This window comes from Polyangium jinanense (assembly GCF_028435265.1).
Lineage (GTDB): Bacteria > Myxococcota_A > Polyangia > Polyangiales > Polyangiaceae > Polyangium > Polyangium jinanense.
In genome coordinates this window covers 308045-329640 of sequence record NZ_JAGTJK010000004.1, presented here as the reverse complement: position 1 = coordinate 329640, position 21596 = coordinate 308045, and the positions used below count along the sequence as shown (strand labels likewise).

Below are 21596 nucleotides of genomic sequence, written 5' to 3'. Positions count from 1 at the left end.
GTCTTACCACAAAACGCGACGAGGCCCGATGCCGGGCCTCGTCACGTTCGTGCGTTATGTCGTCAGGTACGGCCAGGCTCAGTCGCCGGTGTCACCCGTGCAGGTGATGAACAGCGTCGCGCCGCCCTGCGCCTCACCCGCGCCGACGAAGCGGATGATGCGCTGCTCGTTCGCCGGGCAGTCTTTGACGATCTCGACGTTGCCCGTCGGGGGCGTGGTCGTCCCGTCCACGTAGCACCAGCCGTTGACCGGCTGGCCGTTGAGCTCCGGCTGCTCGCTCGCGTCGTCCTGGCAGGCCGTGCGCGCGTCGCCCGTCGTCTGCGTGATCTCGCAGAAGCAGTCCCACTTGGCCTTGTCGTACGCCGGATCCTCCTTCGCGAGCTCGACGGCCTTCGCCTTCGGGCCCTCGCTCGGGATCGGGGCGCGCGCCGCGTTCTCGTCGCAGACGCAAGCACCGCCCTGCATGTTGCGCGCCTCGAGGATGAGGCACGGCACGTCGCCCGTGTTCTCGTCGGGCGTGAGCGTACGGGGCAGGCACTGGCCCTTGAGGGCGCTCTTCAGGCGGTCGATGATCGAGCCGATGGCCGGGCGATACCCGTAGTCCGGCTTCTCGATGTCGGCCGGGTCGATCGTGGAGGGGCACACGGAGGCGACGATGCCCTGATCGCCGAGGTCACGCATGACCTCGAGGGGGCGGATGCCGGGGTACGCCTTCGCGCGGACCTGGAGCGTCGGCGCGTTGTTGTTGTTCGGGTCCTGCTGGCAGAGCGGGTTGTCGTTGGTCGCCTCGAAGCAGTCGCAGGCCGTGAGGTTCGTGTTCGTGCAGTCGCGCTGATCCGTGGGGAGCAGCGGGAAGATGCACGCGAACTGGAGGTCGTCCTTCGCGGTGATCGTCCACTCGTGGCCGTTCAGCGGGTTCGCGTTCGGCGTGGAGGCGTCGACGAGCACATCGCCCGTGATCGGGTTCGTGCCCGTGCGCTTGTCCATCGACTCGATCATGAGCGGATCGAGCGGCTTGCCGCCCGTCTTCTCGCTGCCGAGGATGACGTCCCAGGTCGACTCGCCGCCCGCGCCGATCGGCGCGTTCATCTCGTTCGCGTTCTTGAAGCCCTTCGACAGGTCGGTCTTGTCGCGGGCGATGTCCTGCCAGGGCACGCCGATGATGCCGGCGAAGAACACGAGGCCGGAGTCGCGGATGTTCGTGATGTTGTCCTGCGGGTTCAGGTCCGAGAAGATCGGGTTCGGGACGAGGTCACCCGCGCGGTTCGCGATCTCGGAGGCCGAGAACGCCTGAACGTAGCGGTCCGTCGGGTAGAGGAAGTCGATGCCGAAGCGGCGCTTCTGATCCCAGCAGCGCATGTTGATGTCGTCCTCTTCGACGCCGAGCAGCGCCGGGCCGCCCTGCGGGTTCGTGCAGGTCGGATCGTCGGGGCAGCTCCCCTTGTCCTGACCGCACGACTTGCAGCACGGATCGTTCGGATCCGCCGCGCACTCCTGACGCGCGCGCGGCATGCGGACGTTCGTGTTGCCGATGCGGAGCTGGCCGACGTAGTAGAACTGGCCGTACTCCTTGATGGAGCAGTCGTTCTCGTCGGTGAGCATGACGATCGCGAGCAGCGAGTCGGGCCGCATGAACTCGGCGCGCTGCTGCAGGAGGACGGTGTCCGTGCCGTCGGGCGTGGCGCGGTTGTTGACGACGGAGATCGTCTCGTAGGGCTCGGGGTCCGCGAGGAAGCGGTAGATGCTCTCGAGCTGGGACTCGTAACCGCAGCCGATCTGGCCCGTCCCGATGACCATGTCGCGCAGGTCCTGCTGCAGGCTCGGGATGTCGAGCTCGCCGTTCGGCGAGAGCTTCTTCTTCGGATCCCAGGCGAGGAAGCCCTTGTCCGTGCTGCCCGTGCCGTACGGATAGGTGTCGACCGAGGCGCCGCCGCACTGGTCGAGGCGCGAGAGCAGGTGACCCTTGTCGTTGTTCGTCGTGTTCGGCGCCGGCGAGCACTCCTTGCTGTTCGCGTCGGAGTTCGGGCACGAGTCCGCGCCGTGGCCGCCGATCGAGGAGCTGATGACGCCGATGTGGATGTCGACGATCGGTTCGAATTCGCGCTTGGTGCCGGCCGGGCAGTCGTCGGTCGGGTAGCTCGGCTGCATCATCGCGGACACGGGCACGCCGTTGTCGTCGATGCAGCGCGGGTTCACGAGGCCCGTCACGAGGTCGGGCACCGCGAGCGCGAGGATGTTCTGCTTGTCGGCCATCGAGCGCGAGTTGTCGATGGCGAGAAGGATGTCGATCTTGTCGACCGAGCTCTGGGTGAGCCGCTCGACGATCGTCGCCGTGATGCGGGGCTCGACCGTCTCGACGGGCCGATCGAGGCAGCCAGCGGCGCCAGCCGCCGTGGTCGCTACGACCATCGAGAGGGCCGCTCGGGCCGCGCGCTTCCCCAGGAAGCTTTTCTGACGCTGTAAGCCTTTCATGCTGAGCTCCTTAGCCGACCTTACGCTGGGCTCGTCCCAGAAACGGAGTTGCCGCGACGAACGGGACCCATGCTGCCGGGCCCGTCCGTGATCGATGGCCTCGATGCTAGGGATGTCCCGGGAAGGCTGTCAATTCGAGATCCGGCTCGGGAACGGCCTATTTGCAGGAAACCCCGGGATCCGAGGAGGGGTGACAGCAACAGGCGTGCCGGCATCGGATCCTGACTCGCGCGGAGATCTTGCTCTGTCATCGGCCAACTGAGTTGGCACCATGGACAACGAGCGAGCCGGTCCGGGACCGGGGGCGGAAGGCCGGGAGGGCCATGCCCGCAGGCCTCGCCGCGCCCCGCGATCCTGCTTGCGGGCGAGCGGCTCCTCTGGCTGATTGGCGCCCGATGATGCGAGTCGCCGTCGCGATGCTGCCCGAGGTGCGAGAGCTCCTCGCCGAGGATCCCGCGCAGATCGGCGCCTTGCTCGAGGAGATCCACGACGAGGACCTCGCCGACCTGCTCGGCATGCTCGAAGAGCACGAAGCGGCCCTCATCCTCAAGACGCTGAAGCCCGAGGAGGCCGCGCCGATCTTCGAACGCCTCGACGAGGATCAGCAGGAGGCGCTCGTCGAGGAGCTCGGCGTCGAGAACGCCGCGCCCATCGTCTCCGAGATGGCCGCCGACGAGCGGACCGACCTCATCGAGGCCCTGCCCGAGGAGGTCGGCGACAACCTGCTCGAGTCGCTCGAGAAGGTCGATCCCGAGGCCGCCGCCGAGGTCGAGGAGCTCGCGAAATGGCCCGAGGACAGCGCCGGCGGCCTGATGACCACCGACTACGTCTCGGTGCCGCCCACGATCACCGTCGCCGAGGCGATCGAGCGCATCCGGAAGTCCTCCCAGGACGCCGAGACGATTTATTACGTCTACGTACTAACGGACGACGAGCGCCTGCTCGGCATCCTGTCGCTCCGTGATCTGCTGCTCGCCGCGCCCACGGACCGGATCACGGACGTGATGACGGAGAACATCTTCGCGTTGAGCCCCGAGACCGATCAGGAGGAGGTCGCGCGGAAGATGGCGAAGTACGACTTCGCCGCGATGCCCGTGGTCGGCCCCGATCGAAAGCTGCTCGGCGTGATCACGGTCGACGACGTGATGGACGTGCTCACGCAGGAGCAGACCGAAGACCTGCAGCGCCTCGCGGCCGTCGAGCCGATGGAGGAGGGCTACTTCCAGACGGGATTCTGGACGTTCATCCAGAAGCGCGCGCCATGGCTCGCGGCGCTGCTCGTGAGCGAGTTCATCACGGGCACGGTGCTCAGGCACTACGACGAGATCATCGAGGCGGTCTCGAAGCTCGCCTACTACGTGCCGATGCTCATCTCGACGGGCGGTAACACCGGCTCGCAGTCGTCGTCGCTGATCATCCGCGGCCTCGCCGTGGGCGACGTGAAGCCGACGGACTGGAAGCGCGTCATCGTGCGCGAGATCGGGCAGGGCGTGGTGCTCGGGCTCATGCTCGCGATCATCGGCATGACGCGCATCCACCTCTGGGGCGACGGCTACGCGCTGATGTTCACCGTCGGCATCACGCTGATGGGCATCGTGATCATGGGCTGCACGGTGGGCTCGATGTTGCCGCTCCTTCTGCGCAAGCTCGGTCTCGACCCGGCGACGAGCTCGACGCCGTTCATCGCAACCTTGATCGACGTGCTCGGGATCTTGATTTATCTGAACGTGGCGAAGCTCCTGCTCGCCGAGGTGATCGCGAAAGCTGCGGCAGGCGCGCACTAGTATCGAGACGAACGCAGTTCCCCGAGCAGGCGAACGAGCGCGACGAAAAACCCTCGCCCTTGACGCATCGTCACGAACGGGGGACATCCAGACGAGAGGACGAGAGGAAGGAACGATGGCGGAAGGCTTCAATCGCGTCATGTTGCTCGGAAATCTGGGCGCGGATCCCGAGCTTCGGTTCACCCAGGGTGGCCAGGCCGTGCTCAACCTCCGCCTCGCCACGACCGAGAGTTACCTCGACAAAGACAAGGTCCGCCGCGAGCGCACCGACTGGCACAACGTCGTCGTGTGGGGCAAGCGCGGCGAGGCGCTGGCGAAGATCCTCGGCAAGGGTTCGTCGCTCTTCGTCGAGGGCTCGCTGCGCACGTCGAGCTACGACGATCGCGACGGCAACAAGCGCTACAAGACCGAGGTCATCGCGAACAACGTGATCCTTGCCGGCCGCGGTCGCGGCGCGCCCGCCGGCGACGACATGGGCCCGCCCGCCGACTTCTCCGGTCCGCCCGCACGCGGCGGCGGCGGCGGCGGCGGCGATTACGGCGACTTCAGCGGCGGTGGTGGTGGTGGCGGCGGCGGCCGCGGCGGTGGCGGTGGCGGCTACGGCGGCGGTCGCAGCGGCGGCGGTGGTGGTGGTGGCGGCGGTGGTCGCGGTGGCGGCGGCGGTGGCGGCGGCGGTCGTCCCGCGCCGGATCCCGGGCCTCCGCCGGATGATTTCGGCTACGACGGCGGCGACGACATCCCGTTCTGATCAAGGCGAAGGTCGCGGCCTTCGCGCGAGCAGCACCGCGACGAAGAGCACGCCGATCCCCAGGCCGAGCAAGGCCGCATCTCGCGGCCGCTCGGCTGCCATCAAGATCGTACGCACCAGAAGGCTCGGCGGCGGCGGCGGCACGAGCGACGCGAGCTCGGCGCTCGTCACGAGGTCGGCGCAGCGCTCGCTCGCGCGTGGCTCTTCGCAGACGAACGTGCACAGCACCGCCTCGCTCGCGGCGCCCTCGAAGCCGAGCACGTGCCGGCCGCGAAGCACGACGGGCTTTTCGCCGCGCATGCCCTGCCCATTGAGCGCTTGCTCGAAGCGGCCCTCGTGCCGCGTGATGCCCTCGGCATCCCAGCGCTCGAGCGTGAGGCCGTCGGACACCGCGCCCCGCGCGATCGACGTCGCCATGCCGAGCACGATCTCCTCCACGCCCGGCGCGAAGCGGTCCGACGGCGCCTCCACACACGCAACGCGCAGCCGCAGGCCCGCCTCGTCCACGAAGCCACGCCCGAGGCCCACGCGCGCGCCCTTCAGGCTCGACACCTCGATCCGCGGCAGCGCTTTGGCGCGCTCCTCCGTCGCGCCCGCGGGCACGCCGAAGCGCACGATCGCCCCGCCGGAGAGCGCCTCCTCGCGCCGCTCGCTCATCGCGCGCCGCTCTAGCTCTTCTTGCCCGGTGCCTTGGGCTCGTCGAGCTCACGCATCATCGCGACGAGCTCGGTCCGGATGTCGAGCAACGCCTCGCGCATCCTTCGTGATTGCTCCACGCTCGGATCATCCTCGCCCGGCGGCTCGATGCCGCCTTCGCGCAGCTTGCGGCGCGCGCCTGCGATCGTGAAGCGGTGCGCGTAGAGCAGGTCCTTCACCTTGAGCAGCGTCTCCACGTCGCGACGCGAGTAGACACGCTGCCCTTTGGCGGACTTCTGCGGCCGGATGGAGCGGAACTCGCTCTCCCAGTAACGGAGCACGTGCGGCTCGACGCCGACGATCCCGGCGACCTCTCCGATGCGATAGTAGAGCTTCGCAGGAAGCTCTCGGCGCCCGGACAAGCCGCTCACTCCTCCGCGACGGCGGAAGCCGCGGCGCCGCTCGTCCCAGCGACGCGCGGGTTCAGCGCGTGCTTGAGGATCTGGCTCGCCTTGAAGGAGAGGACGCGGCGCTCGGTGATCACGATCGGATCGCCCGTCTGCGGATTCCGGCCTTGACGCTGGCGTTTGTCGCGCAGAACGAAATTGCCGAAGCCCGAGATCTTGATCTTCTCTCCGCGGCCGAGGGTCTCTTTCATCGTCTCGAAGACGAGATCCACGAGGTCCGCCGACTCCTTCTTCGAGAACCCCCCGAGCCGACCGTAGACGGCTTGTACGATTTCGGCCTTGGTCATAGACGAAGTCCCGCCCTTACGACGCCGAGGATAAGAGCCCGGGCCAGGAATATCCAGGGGGGAGTGATGCGGAAAGGCGAGGAGGGGCGCCGCGGCGGCGCGTGAGGGAGGGAGGGGCGATCAGGCGGCGAGCTTGCCGACAGGCTGCTCGGCAGCCGTGGGCTCGCTGGGGCGCTCGCTCGGCGTGGCGAGGAGCATGGGCGCGGACTCGCGACGGCGCGTCGACTGCTCGTGCGCCACGAGCATCGCCACGTAGCCGTAGCCAATCGTGAAGAGCGCGGCGAACGGCGTGGCGAAGTAGTGGCCCGTCTGGAGCGAGGCGACCGTCGAGCCGAACGAGAGCAGGCAGAGGCCCGTCTCGAGGAGCGGCAGGTCGGCGCGGGCGCGGTAGCGGCCCTTGTTCGTGCCGTGCTTCGGGGTCCGGACGAACTCACCGGCCATGTGGCGCATGCCCTCGAAGACCGCCTTCGAGAGGTGCGGCGCGAGGCCCGTGCCGAGTGCGATGAGCATCGGCAGCCGCGTGAGCACGTTCGCGCGGCTCCGGCCCTGGGCCGCCTCGGCGAACATGTAGAACGCCGCGAGCGAGCCCGTCGTCGCCACGCAGAGCGGCAGGTCGACGATGAGCATCGTGAGCGTGTCCGTGGCCGGCAGGAGCACGAGCGCGGGCAGGAGCAGCACGCTCAGGGTCACCATGAGCGGGTAGGCGAAGTGCGGCGTGAGGTGGAAGAGCGCCTCGAGACGCTGCGCGAAGCTGATGTTCGAGGAGAGCACGCGCTTGAGGAGCTTGCGGGCCGTCTGCACGGTGCCCTTCGCCCAGCGGTACTGCTGCGCGCGGAGCGCCGAGACGTCCTCCGGCAGCTCCGACGGCGAGACCACGTCCTCGCGGTAGACGAACTTCCAGCCCGCGAGCTGCGCGCGATACGAGAGGTCGAGGTCCTCGGTGAGCGTGTCGTGCTGCCAGCCGCCGGCCTCGTGGATCGCGTTCTTGCGCCACATGCCGCCGGTGCCCGAGAAGTTGAAGAGCAGGCCGGCGCCGTAGCGCGCGCGGTTCTCGACGAGGTGGTGGCCGTCGAGCATGAGCGCCTGCACCTTCGTGAGCACCGAGTGCTCGCGGTTCAGGTGGCCCCAGCGCGTCTGGACCATGCCGATCTTCGGGTCCGCGAAGTGACCGACGATGCTGCGGACGAACGAGGGCTGCGGGATGAAGTCCGCGTCGAAGATGGCGACGAGGTCGCCCTTCGCGACCTTGAGGCCCTCGTCGAGCGCGCCCGCCTTGTAGCCGACGCGGTTCGTCCGGTGCAGGTAGACGGCGTCGACACCGCGCTCGCGCAGGCGGTCGACGTGCGCGCGGACGAGCGCTTGCGTCTCGTCGGTGGAGTCGTCGAGGACCTGGATCTCCAGCTTGTCCGCCGGGTAGTCCATGCGCGCGGTCGCATCGAGCAGGCGAGCGGCCACGGTGGACTCGTTGAACAGCGGGAGCTGGATCGTCACGCGAGGCAGGTCTTCTTCGGCCACGTGAGGCATTTGCTTCGCGCGCTCGATCTGGCGGCGATGCCGCACGCACAGGATCACGAGGTGCAGCCGGTGCAGACCGTAGGCGCTGAGAGCGAGGAGGACGGCGAAGTACAGGACGACGAGCATCGTGTGGAGCATCGTGCGCGCCTCCCTCGGGCGCAAAAAAACTGCGGAACGACGAGGGAGTACCAGAGGCCGGCCGTCATAGTTGTCATGGACTTGTAAAATGTTGTCTCGGTTTGTCTCTGCTCGTCACGAGCTGCCGCGACTCCCCGGCCGCCCGTGACAAGTCCTGACGAACCTCGACACTTCGCGAAGGCTCGTGACGACCCGGAGGCAGCCGCCGCCTCGCGCGGCCCAGGCACGCGGGTTACCTTCCGATGGTGAACGAACGATCCGTGCAGACGACCCGCGCCGCGCTCGAGGACCTCAAAACGCGGCACATCGCCTTCCTGAAAGCGCGGCTCACCTCGCCCGCCGCGCGCGCCGAGTGGCAGAAGACCGTGGCCGACGTGCTCGACGAGCTCAGGTTCGCGCCGCTCGGTCGTCTCGTGGAGCCGAGCTCGCTCGCGCGAGCACTCGATTCCGCGATCACGAAGCAGACCGTGGACGGCTCGCTGCGGCCTGCGATCGAGCGGCTCGCGCGCGAGGTGCACGCCGTGCTCGTGAAGGAGCGCGCGACGATCGGATCGTTCGTCTCGGGGCAAGCGCAGAAGGATCTCGCCGCCCTCTTCGCGCGGCCCGACGTGCTGCCGCCGAAGCTCGTGCGCGAGATCGCCGAGAGCGAGGCCGCGCGCGAGGTGATGCGCGAGGTGATGCACGACGCGCTGAAGCAGTTCTCCGAGCGCGTGAACCCGTTCGTCGCGGAGTGGGGTTTGCCCTCGCTCATGAAGAAGCTCGGGCCGTTTGGCCTCGGCGGCGTGGGCAAGTCGATCGACGGGCTGCGCGTGGACTTCGAGAAGCGGCTCGATCCGGAGATCCGGAAGTTCTTGCTCGGCTTCTCGCAAAAAGCCGTGAAAAACGCGGCCGAGTCGATCGTCGCGCGGGCGGGGGACCCGCCGTTCGTGGCGCTCCGGCAGAGGCTCGCAGGGTTTCTCCTGGAGCAACGGTTCGCCGAGGTGCTGCTCGACGTCGAGGCGACGAAGCAAGGCACGCGGATCGGCGTCGACATCGCGGCGCACCTCGCGGCGAACGAGGAGCTCGCCACGCGGCGGCGCGCGTTCGTGCTCGCGTGGGTGAAGGAGAACGAGGCGAAGCCGGTGTCCGAGGTGTTCGCGTCGCTCGGGCTTCCGGACAAACCTCCGCGCGAGATCGTCACGGCGCTCGCGGACGCGACGTTCCCCGCGCTCACGGCGACGATCGGGACGCCGGCCGCGCAAAGCTGGCTCGCCTCGATCGTGGCAGAGTTTTACGACGGGCTCGTGGCTTCGGATGAGCCCCCTCCCACGGGCGCGGGAGAGGGCTAGAGAGGCGGGACGTCAGGCCGCGCGGCGGCGGCGCGTCGCGAAGAGCAGGCCCGCGACGAGGGTGAGCGTGAGGGGCAGCGCGCCGCCCTGCGCAGGCGCGGTGCGGCAGCCGCAACCCTCGGGATTCGTCGGCTCGGGCTGGTTGTCCGGCGGCGGCTCGGCCTGGCACTGGCCCACCGAGTCCGACGTCGACGTGCACACCTGACCGTCGGGGCAGCCGTTGCCGTCCACGCCGCGGCAACCGGCGACGCAGCGCTGATCCTGGCAGATCTTGCCGCTCGACGCGTCGCCGCAGTCCGCGTCCGTCGTGCACTCGGGCTGCGTGAGGTCGTCGCCCGCGAAAAGCGGGTTCGTCTCGCCCGGGTCGACCACGCCGTTCAGGTTCGTGTCCTCGGCGCCGTCGAGCTTCGACCCGCCGTCCGTGTCCGCGACGAGCACGAGCGTCTTCGTCGCGCCATTGTCCGCGTCCGCCGTGCACTTCTGCGCGGCCGCGTCCGTTCCCTCGCCGTCGCACGAGCGGCCCGCCTCCGTGCCGTCCGCGAGACCGTCGTTGTCGGCGTCGGCGTCCTCGAGGTTGATGCCGCCGTCGCCGTCGGTGTCGTCGCTCGGGTTCGGCTCGGCGCCGTCGAGCAGGCCATCGTCATCCGAGTCGGCGTCGTTCACGCCCGTGCCGAGCGCCTTCTCCAGCCCGTCGCTCAGGCCATCGCCGTCGGTGTCGATCACGTCCGCGTCGTCGGACCCGGCCTTCGGATCGAGCTCGCCCGCGTTGATCACGCCGTTCAGGTTCCCGTCCTCGGCGCCGTCGCTCACGCCGCCGCCGTCGGAGTCGCGCGCGACGGGCGAGGTCTTCGTGCCGCCGAGATCGCCGTCGGCGCGGCAGTGGCCGGCCATGGCGTTCGTCGCCGGGTGCTGGCAGCCCTTGCCCGCCTCGGTGCCGTCGAAGAGCGCGTCGTTGTCGCTGTCGACGTCACGCACGTTGACGATCCCGTCGCCGTCCGTGTCGTCGGTCGGGTTCGACTCGTCGCCGTCGAGCAGACCGTCGTCGTCCGAGTCCGCGTCCTTCTCGTTCGTGCCGAGCGCCTTCTCGAGCTCGTCGCCGAGGCCGTCGCCGTCGAAGTCCTTCGTCAGGTTCGCGTCGCCGGGGTTCTCGGGGTTGCCCTCGTTCATGTCGACGACGCCGTTCAGGTTCGGGTCCTCCGAGCCGTCGCTCTTGCCGTCGCCGTCGCTGTCGGGGTTCAGCGGATCGGTCCCCGTCTGGCCCGAGTCGCCGTCGGCCCTGCAGTGGCCGAACTGCGCCTCCGTGGCGGGATCGCTGCAGTCCTTGCCGAGCTCGGTGCCGTCGAACAGGCCGTCGTCGTCGCTGTCGGGGTCGAGCGCGTTGATGAGCCCGTCGCCGTCGGAGTCCTCGTCCCAGAGGGGCTCCTCGCTGTCGATGACGCCGTCGTCGTCGCTGTCCGCGTCGTTCGGGTTCGTGCCGACTTCCTCTTCGAGGCCGTCGTGCAGGCCGTCGCCGTCCTGATCGCCGCAGCCGTTGTCGATCACCTTGTCGCAGTCGTTGTCCTTGCCGTCGCCGCAGACCTCGGCCACCGGCGCGCCGGGCACCGCGTTGCAGACCGCGCCGCCCATGGCGTTGCAGACCAAAACGCCGCTCGCCGTGCACTCGCCGTCGCCGTTCGTGCAGGCATCGCCGAGCCCGAAGTCCTCGTCGGCCACGCCGTCGCAGTCGTTGTCCGCGCCGTCGCACGCCTCCGTCATGGGAACGCTGGGGACGGCGTCGCACATCGTGCCGCCCGCGGCGTCGCAGATGAGCTTGCCGACCGCCTCGCACACGCCGTTGCCCACGATGCACGACGTACCGAGGTTGAAGCCCTCGTCGGTCGTGCCGTCGCAATCGTCGTCGATCGCGTTGCAGGTCTCGGCGACGCTGCCGGGCGCGACGTCGGGGATGCACTCGAGCACGCCGGCGTTGCAGTTCGTCAGGCCCGTGCCGCAGGCCGGAGGAAGGTTCGTCGGGCAGACCGTGCCGGCCTCGGGGTTGTTGTCGTCGATCGTGTCGTTGCAGTCATCGTCGATGCCGTTGCAGATCTCGGGCATCGGATCCTTCGCCACGGCGGTGCATTCGACGTTCGGCCCGACGCACTGCTCGATGCCCGTACCTAGACAGGCGCCGATGCCGGTCGAGCAGGGTGTGCCGTACACGGCGCACTCGGGCACCGTGACGGTGAGCGTGCAGTAGCCGCTGACGTTCAGCTGGTTCGTGTAGATGACCGCGAGGACGCGCGTGCCTTCCTCGCCGAGACCCGGCGACCAGGTGAGGTTCGTCGTGAAGGGGCTCGGCTGGGTCGTGCCGGGGATCGGGTTCAGGACGCCGAACGAGCCGATCGACGTCATCTTGAGGAACGAGTTCGACGTGCCCGTGAAGCTCGTGTTGAACGTCTGCCCCATGTCGACGACGTAGTCGCCGCTGCCCGTGCAGGTGGGCACGGGCGACTGCACGAGCTCGATGATGAAGTCGAGCGCGGCGCTGCTGATGTTGCCGTTGTTAGGGTTCTGCGACTCCAGCATGACCTGGACCGCGAACCTCGATCCGGCCACGCCGCCGTTCGTGTTCCAGGTGAGCGTGCAGCCGGGAGGCGTGTTGCTCACGGCGAGCGTCGGGACCGCCCCTGTCGAGGGGATCTTCGGCGGGTAGTGCGTGACCGCGGGGTAGATGGGGTTCGGGTTCGCCTCGGGGATGGTCGAGAAGCGGCAGGTGACCGGCTGCCCGTCGGGATCGACGGCGGGGATCTGGATGGTCCGGATCCCGTTCACCTGCATCTGGATCATCGCGGGGACGACCGAGACCGGGTTCGCGGTGTTGCCGGGCGTGAGGTCGACCTTGGCCTCGACGCGGAAGTTCTCGTCGTGCGCGTTGATCAGCTCGGAGATGCGGCAGCAGTCGCTGAAGTACGCCGTGTACTGCCCGGGCGCGTTGTACGTGTGCGTCGCGGCGTAGCGATAGAAGTGGTATTCGTCGCCGGTCGCGTCGTAGCCCGAGCCCACGAAGGCGCCCTGCGTATTCGGGTTGAACCCGCCGTCACCGAAGTAGAGGGTCGTCGACCCGATGAACGACTTGACGTGCCACGCCATCGTGACGTCGAAGCGCACGGTGCGTGGAGCCGAGACCGGGTCAGGGACGCTCCAGGTGATGTTGCCGTAACGGAAATGGGTCGCCTCCGCGCGCCCTGCGAACACAAAGACGCAAAGCGCCGCAAGGACGGCGAGGAAGCCCTTGAATTTCGACATCGGTCCTCCGGGAAGGGCGCGAACGAGGCGAAGCCTCGCGAGGGCGCGCCGGCGGAAGGTGGGCGCGCCGCATCCCTTGGTCGGTCCTTCGACCAGGGGGCCGAATCGTCGCCTTTCCCGCTGCGCTGCGCAAGCGCGGCGCGCGGACACACCTACGTGTCCGTCGAGCCACGACGAACACGAGGACCCTTCCGAGGATCGAAGTGATGTGGGTCAGGAAAAGTGCGCTGCAGCTTCGACGGCCGACTCGATGTGGCCCAAGCCGCGCGCGGGGCAGGCAGGGACGGCGGGGGCGAACGCCTCGACGTCGAGCAGGAGCTCCTGGCCCGCCTCCTCCGTCAGGAGCACGAGCGGCAGACGGGGATACACCTTGCGCACCTCCTCGACCTCGGCGTGCGGATGATCCTTCGTCGCGAGCACGAGCACGTGCGGCCTGCGCGACGAGACCGCGCTCCGGGCCCCGTCCAGGGCAGAGCAGGTCGACACGTCGTAATGATGCGCGGAGAGGAACGACGCGAGATCACCGGCGCTCGTGGGGTTCTCGTCGATGACCAGGACGCGTATCGATGCGTTATCCATGATGGTTCGCCCTTAGCAAAAGACGCGCCCGCGGGCCCAAGAACCGGTGAACCCGCGGGAAGTGGGTTCGGCGCGGCGCACGGGGCAGCGCGGTGCGATCGCGATTGCACATCACGTGCCGCGTCATTTCGCAGCGAGGGCGCGATCGGGAGCGCTAGCCGCCGAGATACGCCGCGCGGACCTCTTCGTTCGCCGCGAGCTCCTTCGAATCGCCGGTCATCGCGATCTCGCCGGTGCGGAGCACGTACGCCCGCATGCTGTATTTCAGCGCCAGGCGCGTGTTCTGCTCGACGAGCAGGATGGTCGTGCCGGCCTGCGCCACGCGGGCGATCGCCTCGAAGATGTCCGCGACGAGCCGCGGCGCGATGCCGAGCGAGGGCTCGTCGAGCAGGAGCATGGAAGGCCTGGCCATCAGCGCGCGGCCAATCGCGAGCATCTGCTGCTCACCCCCCGAGAGCGTGCCGCCCTCCTGCTTCATGCGCTCGCCGAGGCGCGGGAAGAGACGCACCACGTCCTCGAGCGTCTCGTCCATCGCTCCCCGGTTCTTGTGGTTCCAGGCGCCGATCTCCAGGTTCTCGCGCACCGTGAGGTTCGGGAAGATCGCGCGCCCCTCGGGGACGAGCGAGATGCCGAGGCCGACGATCTCCTCGGCCGCGACAGCCGCGAGGTCCCTGCCGTCGTAGACGAGCTTGCCCGCCGCGATCGGCAAGAGGCGCACGATCGTCTTCAGCGTCGTCGTCTTGCCCGCGCCGTTCGCGCCGATCATCGCGACGATCTCGCCGCGGCGCACCTCCAGGCTCACGCCCTTCAGCGCCTTGATGCCGCCATACGAGACGGCGAGGTTCTCCACGACGAGCAGCGGCTTGCCCGTCTCGGCCGTCGGGGCCTTTCGCGTCGGGTGCGCGGTCTTCACGTCGCGGCCTCCTCCTGCTTCGCGGCGGCGGACGTGGCCTCGTCCGGGGTCTCTTCGCCGAGGTACGCAGCGAGGACCTTGGGGTTCTTGCGGATCTCCTCGGGCGTGCCGTGGGCGATGGTCTCGCCGTGGTCGAGCACGTGGATCTCCTCGCACACGCCCATGACGACCTGCATGTTGTGCTCGACGAGGATGACCGTCAGGTCGAAGCGATCACGCAGCCAGTGGATCTGCTTCTTCAGGCCCTCGGCCTCGCCGTAGTTCATGCCCGCGGCCGGCTCGTCGAGCAGCAGGATCTTCGGCTCGAGCATCATCGCGCGGGCGATCTCGAGCCGCCGCTGGTTGCCGTAGGAGAGCGAGGTCGAGGTTTCGTCGGCGAGCTTGTCGAGGTCGAAGATCGCGAGCAGCTCGATCGCGCGGCGCTGCATCTCGGCCTCGTCCCGGAAGAACGAGGGCGAACGGAGCAGCGCCGAAAAGAGGCCCGAGCGCCGGCGGTTCTCGCAGGCGACGAGCACGTTCTCGAGGACGGTGAGCTGGCCGAAGAGGCGGATGTTCTGGAAGGTGCGGGCGACACCGCGGCGCGCGATCTGCGCGGGCTTGAGCAGCGAGAGCTCCTCGCCGGCGAAGCGGATCGAACCGGAGTCCGGCTTGTAGACGCCGGTCACGAGGTTGAAGACCGTCGTCTTGCCTGCGCCGTTCGGACCGATGAGGCCAAAGATCGAGCGCTCGGGCACCTTGAAGGTCACGCCCCCGACGGCGCGCAGGCCGCCGAAGGTCTTGGTCACGCCCTGGAGCTCGAGCGCGCTCACTTGTCCGCCTTTCCCGTGAGGGGACCCGTCTCGCTCTTGGGATTCGCCTCCACCTCGGTGCGCGCAGGCAAGGGCTCGGGCGGAGCGTGGCTCGTGCGCTTTCGAGGCTTGCGCCGGAGGAGCTCGCGCTCGCCGAAGATGCCCTCGGGGCGCAGGATCATGAGGCCGATCAGCACGGAGGCGTAGACGACCATGCGCAGCGCGTTGAGGTCGAGCGAGGGGTAGGCCGCCTGGAGCGCCTGCACCGACTCGAAGCGCTGGAGCTGCTCGATCATCTTCACGGTGAACGTGACGAACACGCCGCCCACGATCGCGCCCGACACGCTGCCCGAGCCGCCGAGGATCACCATCGTGATCGCGTCGAACGAGTAGGCGAAGGTGAACTGATCGGGCTGCACGGTGGGGTTGCCGTTGCGCATCGACGCGAGCATCGCGCCCGCGATGCCGGCCCCCGTCGCGGCGATGACGAACGACGTCACCTTGTACCGCGTCGGATCGACGCCCACGCTCGCCGTCGCGATCTCGTCCTCGCGCAGCGCCCGGAGCGCGCGCCCCCAGCCCGAGAACTTGAGCCGCCACGCGATGATCACCGCGACCACGGCCGCGCCGAAGATCCAGAACGGGCCGGCGTACTGAGGCACGCCGTTGCGATCGGGCCCCGCGTAGCCGTTCTGCCCGCCGAGGTAGGCGAGGAACTGCGCGATCGGCCCCTCGACGTCGCCGCCCGTCTGCGCCGTGGCGATGACGAGCCGGAAGATCTCCGCGAAGCCGAGCGTGACGATCGCGAGGTAATCGCCGCGGAGGCGGAGGCTCGGAAGCCCTACGACGAACCCGAAGATCGCGGCCACGCCGCCCGCCGCGAGGATCGCTGCGGGCATGACGAGGAACGAGTTCGAGAAGAGGATGTCGTCGACGCCGAGCGCCTTGTGGATGTGCCCCGCGACGATCGCGGCCGTGTACGCGCCGATTCCGACGAAGCCCGCGTGGCCGATGGAGAACTGACCCGCCATCCCGTTGATGACGTTCAGCGAGAGGGCCACGACGACGTTGACCAGGGCGAACAGCACGAGCTGTTGCAGAGCCGCGTCGGGCACGAGCGTGTCGAACGCGAACTCGAGCCCCACGACGGCGCCGAGAAGGGCCAGCGTGACCAGGATGCGGCGCAGGAGGGGGTTGGGCGACGCGGCTCGGCTCGTCCGAGCACCGTCTGCCACCGTCGAGGGGGACATGGGCGGGTGAAAACTCGCGCGGTCAGCTCCCACGGTCAAGCAGGAGCGACGCGGCTTCTTACTTCACCACCCGCAGGTAGGGCGGCAGCTCGCGGCGCGGCTTGCGACCCGGACCGGGCGCGGGCGCCGCCTGCGGACGCGGAGACTCCGTTGCTTCCACGGTCTTCGGCTCTTCGGCGTTGCTCGCCGCCGCCGTTTCGCCCGACGAATCTTCCTTTGCGGCAGCTTCCTCGTCGGACGTGGTCTGCGCCGGGGCGGGATCCTCGGCGAGCGGCTTGCGCTCGGGCGAAGGCTCCGTATCCGAGACCGCGGCGAGCTTGCGCGGCTTCTTCTGCGCGGCCTTCTGCGCGTCTTTCGCCTGCTGCGGGGCCTGCATCTGCGCCACCACCTCGGGCGGGATGTCGGTCGGCCACATCATCCCCCGGCCGTCTTCGCCGACGAGCGCGTAGATCGCGTTCCAGGGCATGCGGCACCAGAAGGGGGCCCGATCGAACGAGAGCGTGCAGGTGACGCCCTCGTCGTCGACCTTCAGATCGGGGATCGGGATGATCATGTTCATCCCGATCTGCAGAACGAGCTGCGGCTTGTCGAGGAAGCGCTTCGGCACCAGCACGCCCGAACGTCGCGGGTCGAGGTGCACGTACATGCTCGGCCCCTCGAGCAGGGCGAGCGCGACCTCCTTCTTGGGCGGGAGCTTCTGGTGACCGTCGGACATCCCCTCTCCGATACCCTGTAAGCGCGCATCTCGCCAAGCCCGGAATGCGCGAGCCGCAAGCCGCGCGCGCCCGCTCGGAGGCCGGCGCGCGGGCTTGGCAAGGGCAAAACGCCTCAGGCGAGGCGCAGGACCTCGGCGTACAGGGTCTCGTAGGCGGAGATCATCTTCCCCATGCCGTAGCGCGCCTCCACGAGCGCGCGGCCGGCTTGGCCCATGCGCGCGCGATCGCGCCGCGCCCACAGGCTCCCGATCGCGTCGGAGAGCGCGACGGGCTCACCGGCGGGGACGAGGAGACCGGTCTCGCCGTCCGTCACGATCTCGGGATTTCCGCCGACCCGCGTGGCCACGATCGGCAGGCCCGCGGCTGCGGCTTCGAGGAGCGTGAGGCTCGTGCCCTCGGTGCGCGACGCGAGCGCGAAGAGGTCGAAGCCGGGCAGGAGCGCGGCCACGTCGTCGCGATGGCCGAGGAAATGCGCTGCGCCTTGCAGGCCGAACTTCTTGACCAGCGCTTCGAGGGAAGCACGCTCGGGCCCCTCGCCGACGAGCGTGAGCCGTGCTCCGGGGTGACTCGTGCGCACGCGTGCAAACGCCTGGATCAGCGTGGCGTGGTCCTTCTCGGCCGAGAGGCGCGCCACGCAGCCCACGTGGAGCACGCCCGTGGGCACGTCGAGCGCTTGCCTCGCGCGCTCGACGTCGCCGGGCTTGTAGGCGCGCGTGTCCACGCCGTTGCGGATCGTCACGAGCCGCCGCGCGCTGCCGCGCTCGATCTCGAGGGCCACCCGCCGCGCGTCGTCGCTCACGGCCACGATCCGGTCCGAGAGGGCCGAGGCCATGCGGTTCGCGAGCACGCGCCCGAGGTCGCCCGGGTAGTTGCGCCCGTGCTTCGTGTGCACCACGCGCGGCCGCTTGCCCGTCACGCGCCGCGCGGCGAGGGCCGCGAGCGCGCCGTGCACGTGCGGACGAGGGTTGTGCGTGTGCACGAGGTCGATTCCTTCACGACCGAACAGATCCGCGAGCTCGCCGATCACGGACGGATCGAGCCCCTGCCCGCGCGGGAGCAGCCGCAGCGGCACGTCGATCGGCGCGAGGCGCGACGCGAGCTCGCCCGGCTCGTCGAGCGCGATCACCATGGAATCGAAGCGCGAGCGGTCCATGCCTTGCACGAGATCGAGCACCACGCGCTCGAGCCCGCCTGCTCGAAGACCGAGCACCACGTGCGCGACGCGCGTGCGGGGCCTCGGCGTGGCGGCGCGGGGCGCGGGCTTGTCCTGCGACTTCTTGATCGACACGCTGCCGAGATCGACAGGCACCTCGGAGACCGTGACCCGATGTTTGCCCGCGGCGGTGAGCGGGATGTCGCGCACGATCTCCACCGTGAGCGGCGCGCTTTGGCCGAGCACGAGCCGCAGACGCTCGTCGACGAGCTTCGTCACCTCGGGCCCGTAGGTCGGGCCGGGCACGATGCGCAGCGTCACGGTGCGATCGGCGCGCTGGTGGACCTGGTAGCGCTCGACCGGCAGGTCCTTGAACAGGAACGGGATCATCTCGCCGGCCACGATGCGGCTGTCCTCGCCGACGAGCAGATCGAGCACGCGGCCCTCGACCGAGGCGAGCCGCGGCAGCCCTCGACCACACGCGCAACTGCCGACCTTGGCGACGGCGACGTCGTCGTTGCGGTAGCGGATGAACGGCATCGCGCGGTTGTAGAGGTCGGTGAGGATCACCTCGCCGGGCGTGCCCACCGGGGCGGGGCGACCTCCGCCATAGAGCTCGACGAACACGCCCTCGGCGTGCAGGTGCAGGCCCTCGTGCCGCTCGCACTCGGCGCCGATCAGCATCACCTCGCGGCAGCCGTACCGTTCGAAGACCGGCGCCCCGAACGCGCGCTCGATCACCTCGCGCTGATGATCGAAGAGTTTTTCTGCGGCCGTGATGATGCCTCGGGGCGGCGGGATCTCGATGCCGTGCTCGAGCGCGGCGCGCGCGAGGAGAAAGAGCGGCGTCGTGTAACCGACCACCACGCGCGGCGCGTAGTCGACGATCTCGCGGACCGTCTCGCCGAGCCGATCGGCGCGCAGGTGGAACGTGGAGATGTATTTGCGCCGCCAGAGCGTCTCCTGCACCGTGCGTTTCGTCGTACCAAGCCCCTTCTTCTCGCCGGGTGGACGACCCCAGACGTGGAGCTCCTTCTCGCCCATCTCCGCGCCGGCCCAGCCGTCGGCGCGTAGCGCGGCCGCGACGCGACGCTCGTACGTCGGATGATCGTAGGCGAAGCGCATCGGCTCTCCGGTCGAGCCACCGGTCGAGCTCGGGTGGAGCCGGCCCACGTGTGTCTCGGCGACGAGCTCGCTTCCGTGCTGGCGCACGTCTTCCTTCGTGAGGATCGGGAAGGCCGCGAGGTCCTCGGGCGCCTTCACCTGGCTTGCGCGCACGCCGTACTCCGCGAAGCGACGGCGGTAGAACGGCACGTTCGTCTCGGCGTGGCGGAGCGCTTCGAGGAGCCGTCGGAACGAGTCTTCGGCGACCTCTTCGGGCGTGCGCCACTGCGACTGTTCGAGCTCGGCGAGCGCGCGCAAGGTGTCGCGTTTGCGGAGGTGGGTCTCGTACAGCGGGAAAAGCACGGACTGGAACAGGCTCGCGTACATCGCAGCGAGCGTCCTCTCCGAGAGGCCCGTGTCAAGCGCGCGGATGTGCTCGATCCAGCGGGAAATCAGCCTCGATCACGCCCGGGTCGACCCGCGTGCGTCCGGGGCTTTCGCGTCCTCTTGCCCGTCCGTCCTGGGCTCAGGTCCGACGATCGCGACGAGCACGCCGGCGAGGATGATGGCCGCGCCGAGTAGCTCCATCCCCGTGGGTTTGGCGCCGAGGAACAGCGCGCCGATCACGAGCCCGCCGAGCGTCTCGCCCGGCGACACGAGCGCCACGATCGCAGGCGGGAGCGTGCGCGCCGCGGCCTGCACCGAGGTGTGTCCGATGATCGTGGGGACGACGGCGATCGCCGCGAGTGCGACGAACGACCTCGCGGGCAAACTCGTCACGCCGTCGAGCGCGCCGAGCGGCGGCAGGACCACGAAGATCACGATCGCGGCGACGCCGTAGATCAACGAGCCCGCATGCCGCGCTGGGAGCGCGTCCTTGATCGCGCGCGCGGCCGCCACGTAGAGCCCGTACAGCGAGACCGCGCCGAGCACGAACAGATCCCCCGCGAGCTTGTGCTCTCCTGTTCCCGCCGCTCGCCCGATCACCACGGCCCCCGCGGTCGCGAGGAGCACGCCCGCCTGCTCGCGGCGCGTCGGGCGCACGCCGTGCACGAGGAACGCGAAGATGACCACGCTGAGTGGTTCGAGCGAGACGAGCGAGACGGCCGCGGGCAGCGAGGTCGCGAAGAGGCCGACCTGAAAGAGCGCGAAGTGCGCGCCGAGCAGCGCCCCGCACGCGAGGATCCGAAGGCGCACCGCGGGCGGCAGCGCGAGCGCGTGACGCACGACGCCCGCAGGATCGAACGCGAAGAGCAGGAGCGAGGCGAGCAGGACGCGGCCGAACGCGAGGAACAGCGGGTGCGCGGGCTTCGCCACCACGGCCATCGGCGCGCTCACGGCGAAGGACAAACTCGCGAGCGTCACGAACAGCGCCGCGCGGCCACGCCCCTCGAGCCTCGAACGCGCGCCGCTCACAGGCTGATCTCGCCGGCCCACGACGCGGTGAACGCCGCGCGCACCGCCGACGTGCGGCCCTCGCTCACGCCCTCCGCGCGACCGAGCACGATCATGAGCTTCGTCAACGCGGCCTCCGTCGTCATGTCCCCGGCGCCGATCGCCCCTGCCCGCGCGGCCGCGACGCCGCCGTGATACCGCGTCAGATCCACGGCCCCGCGCATCGACTGGCTGACGATCACCACGGGTACGTCCGCCGCGCGCGCCGCCTCGATCACGGGCACGAGCGAGTTCTCGAGGCGCGGCACGTTCCCCGCGCCGAACGCCTCGATCACCATGCCCTTCACGCCCACCGCGAGCGCTCCGTGGAGCAGCCGCGGATCGAGCCCCGGGAACGTGCGCACCGCGAGCACGTGGGGTTCGAGCCGGCCATCGAACGGCGCCCAGGGTCGCGGCGCGAGCACGTGCGGCGCGTGGTTCACGCCGAGGCCGAGCTCCGCGAGCGGCGGGCACGCGGGCGAACCGAAGGCCTTCATCCCCCACGCGTCGAGCTTCGTCGCGCGACAGCCGCGGAGGAGCTCCGAGTGGAACGCGATGCCCACCTCGGGGATACGCGTCGTCGCCAGATGACACGCGTCGACGAGGTTCGTCCGCGCGTCGGTGCGCACGTCCGCGAGCGGCTTCTGCGCGCCCGTGAGGATCACCGGACGATCGAGTCCGGGGAGCAGGAACGCGAGTGCGCTCGCGGTGTAGGCCATCGTGTCCGTGCCGTGCACGATGACGAAGCCGTCGTATCGATCGAGCGAGCCGTGGACGGTCTTGGCGAGCTCGACCCAGTGGTGAGGCTGGAAGTCGGCCGAGTCGAGGTTGTAGAGGATCTTCGTCTCGATCTCGGCGAGCTTGCGAAGGACGGGCAGCTCCGCGACGAGGTCGCGGGTGTACACGTCGGGTTCGAGCGGCGTCGGATCGCCGCCGCGCATCATGAGCGTCCCCCCCGTGTGGATCAGCAAAAGACGCACGGGCGCGAGACTAGCAAAG

At 69.3% G+C, this 21596-nt stretch carries 17 protein-coding genes; 3 read left to right on the top strand and 14 right to left on the bottom strand.

From position 1 onward, the window contains the following. Nucleotides 1–78: 78 nt before the first annotated feature. Entirely contained in the window at nucleotides 79–2472 is a 2394-nt protein-coding gene (locus KEG38_RS12240; protein ID WP_272419559.1) for a hypothetical protein, read from the bottom strand. Nucleotides 2473–2795: 323 nt separating this feature from the next. Between KEG38_RS12240 and mgtE the strand changes: the two genes are divergently transcribed. Beyond that, a complete protein-coding gene (gene mgtE, locus KEG38_RS12235; RefSeq protein ID WP_272419558.1) occupies nucleotides 2796–4256 on the top strand; it encodes a magnesium transporter in 1461 nt (486 codons plus the stop codon). 115 nt (nucleotides 4257–4371) lie between these two features. Further along, nucleotides 4372–5004, top strand: coding sequence for a single-stranded DNA-binding protein (locus KEG38_RS12230; RefSeq protein ID WP_272419557.1), 633 nt, complete (start codon nucleotides 4372–4374; stop codon nucleotides 5002–5004). On the opposite strand, the gene KEG38_RS12225 is transcribed toward KEG38_RS12230, so the two are convergent. The 4 genes from KEG38_RS12225 to KEG38_RS12210 form a co-directional block, all read right to left on the bottom strand. After that, the gene (locus KEG38_RS12225; RefSeq protein WP_272419555.1) at nucleotides 5005–5661 is read right to left on the bottom strand and encodes a hypothetical protein; all 657 of its coding nucleotides are present in this window, start codon (nucleotides 5659–5661) and stop codon (nucleotides 5005–5007) included. A gap of 11 nt (nucleotides 5662–5672) precedes the next feature. Then, on the bottom strand, nucleotides 5673–6062 hold the full coding sequence (locus tag KEG38_RS12220) for a MerR family transcriptional regulator (RefSeq protein ID WP_272419554.1): 390 nt from the start codon (nucleotides 6060–6062) through the stop codon (nucleotides 5673–5675). Between the two features lie 5 nt (nucleotides 6063–6067). Beyond that, nucleotides 6068–6394 carry an integration host factor subunit alpha gene (locus KEG38_RS12215; RefSeq protein ID WP_272419553.1) on the bottom strand — a complete coding sequence of 109 codons (327 nt, stop codon included), beginning with the start codon at nucleotides 6392–6394 and terminating at the stop codon, nucleotides 6068–6070. Between the two features lie 120 nt (nucleotides 6395–6514). Next, complete coding sequence (locus KEG38_RS12210; protein WP_272419552.1) at nucleotides 6515–8047, bottom strand: cellulose synthase family protein; 1533 nt, start codon at nucleotides 8045–8047, stop codon at nucleotides 6515–6517. 242 nt (nucleotides 8048–8289) lie between these two features. Between KEG38_RS12210 and KEG38_RS12205 the strand changes: the two genes are divergently transcribed. Continuing rightward, on the top strand, nucleotides 8290–9375 hold the full coding sequence (locus tag KEG38_RS12205; RefSeq protein ID WP_272419550.1) for a hypothetical protein: 1086 nt from the start codon (nucleotides 8290–8292) through the stop codon (nucleotides 9373–9375). Between the two features lie 12 nt (nucleotides 9376–9387). Here the strand turns inward: KEG38_RS12205 and KEG38_RS12200 are convergent, their stop codons facing one another. The 9 genes from KEG38_RS12200 to KEG38_RS12160 form a co-directional block, all read right to left on the bottom strand. Next, entirely contained in the window at nucleotides 9388–12660 is a 3273-nt protein-coding gene (locus tag KEG38_RS12200) for a MopE-related protein (protein ID WP_272419549.1), read from the bottom strand. Nucleotides 12661–12873: 213 nt separating this feature from the next. Then, a complete protein-coding gene (locus tag KEG38_RS12195) occupies nucleotides 12874–13239 on the bottom strand; it encodes a response regulator (protein WP_272419547.1) in 366 nt (121 codons plus the stop codon). A 154-nt stretch (nucleotides 13240–13393) separates the two neighbouring features. Continuing rightward, on the bottom strand, nucleotides 13394–14152 hold the full coding sequence (locus tag KEG38_RS12190) for an ABC transporter ATP-binding protein (protein WP_272419546.1): 759 nt from the start codon (nucleotides 14150–14152) through the stop codon (nucleotides 13394–13396). Continuing rightward, nucleotides 14149–14961, bottom strand: coding sequence for an ABC transporter ATP-binding protein (locus KEG38_RS12185; protein WP_272419544.1), 813 nt, complete (start codon nucleotides 14959–14961; stop codon nucleotides 14149–14151). Before KEG38_RS12185 ends, KEG38_RS12190 begins: the two co-directional genes overlap by 4 nt. Further along, a complete protein-coding gene (locus tag KEG38_RS12180) occupies nucleotides 14958–16190 on the bottom strand; it encodes a branched-chain amino acid ABC transporter permease (protein WP_272419543.1) in 1233 nt (410 codons plus the stop codon). Before KEG38_RS12180 ends, KEG38_RS12185 begins: the two co-directional genes overlap by 4 nt. A 58-nt stretch (nucleotides 16191–16248) precedes the next feature. Then, nucleotides 16249–16905: a ClpXP protease specificity-enhancing factor SspB gene (locus tag KEG38_RS12175; RefSeq protein ID WP_272419542.1), complete on the bottom strand. Its 657-nt coding sequence runs from the start codon at nucleotides 16903–16905 to the stop codon at nucleotides 16249–16251. A gap of 113 nt (nucleotides 16906–17018) precedes the next feature. Beyond that, nucleotides 17019–19550 carry a glycosyltransferase gene (locus KEG38_RS12170; protein ID WP_272419541.1) on the bottom strand — a complete coding sequence of 844 codons (2532 nt, stop codon included), beginning with the start codon at nucleotides 19548–19550 and terminating at the stop codon, nucleotides 17019–17021. Between the two features lie 75 nt (nucleotides 19551–19625). After that, complete coding sequence (locus tag KEG38_RS12165; protein WP_272419539.1) at nucleotides 19626–20579, bottom strand: DMT family transporter; 954 nt, start codon at nucleotides 20577–20579, stop codon at nucleotides 19626–19628. Further along, nucleotides 20576–21577: an asparaginase gene (locus KEG38_RS12160; RefSeq protein ID WP_272419538.1), complete on the bottom strand. Its 1002-nt coding sequence runs from the start codon at nucleotides 21575–21577 to the stop codon at nucleotides 20576–20578. Before KEG38_RS12160 ends, KEG38_RS12165 begins: the two co-directional genes overlap by 4 nt. Nucleotides 21578–21596: the final 19 nt, after the last annotated feature.

Coding starts and splice junctions, on each gene's coding strand:
- KEG38_RS12240 (WP_272419559.1), bottom strand. CDS start 2,472: ATGAAAGGCTTACAGCGTCAGAAAAGCTTCCTGGGGAAGCGCGCGGCC.
- mgtE (WP_272419558.1), top strand. CDS start 2,796: ATGCCCGCAGGCCTCGCCGCGCCCCGCGATCCTGCTTGCGGGCGAGCG.
- KEG38_RS12230 (WP_272419557.1), top strand. CDS start 4,372: ATGGCGGAAGGCTTCAATCGCGTCATGTTGCTCGGAAATCTGGGCGCG.
- KEG38_RS12225 (WP_272419555.1), bottom strand. CDS start 5,661: ATGAGCGAGCGGCGCGAGGAGGCGCTCTCCGGCGGGGCGATCGTGCGC.
- KEG38_RS12215 (WP_272419553.1), bottom strand. CDS start 6,394: ATGACCAAGGCCGAAATCGTACAAGCCGTCTACGGTCGGCTCGGGGGG.
- KEG38_RS12210 (WP_272419552.1), bottom strand. CDS start 8,047: ATGCTCCACACGATGCTCGTCGTCCTGTACTTCGCCGTCCTCCTCGCT.
- KEG38_RS12205 (WP_272419550.1), top strand. CDS start 8,290: ATGGTGAACGAACGATCCGTGCAGACGACCCGCGCCGCGCTCGAGGAC.
- KEG38_RS12200 (WP_272419549.1), bottom strand. CDS start 12,660: ATGTCGAAATTCAAGGGCTTCCTCGCCGTCCTTGCGGCGCTTTGCGTC.
- KEG38_RS12195 (WP_272419547.1), bottom strand. CDS start 13,239: ATGGATAACGCATCGATACGCGTCCTGGTCATCGACGAGAACCCCACG.
- KEG38_RS12180 (WP_272419543.1), bottom strand. CDS start 16,190: ATGTCCCCCTCGACGGTGGCAGACGGTGCTCGGACGAGCCGAGCCGCG.
- KEG38_RS12175 (WP_272419542.1), bottom strand. CDS start 16,905: ATGTCCGACGGTCACCAGAAGCTCCCGCCCAAGAAGGAGGTCGCGCTC.
- KEG38_RS12170 (WP_272419541.1), bottom strand. CDS start 19,550: ATGTACGCGAGCCTGTTCCAGTCCGTGCTTTTCCCGCTGTACGAGACC.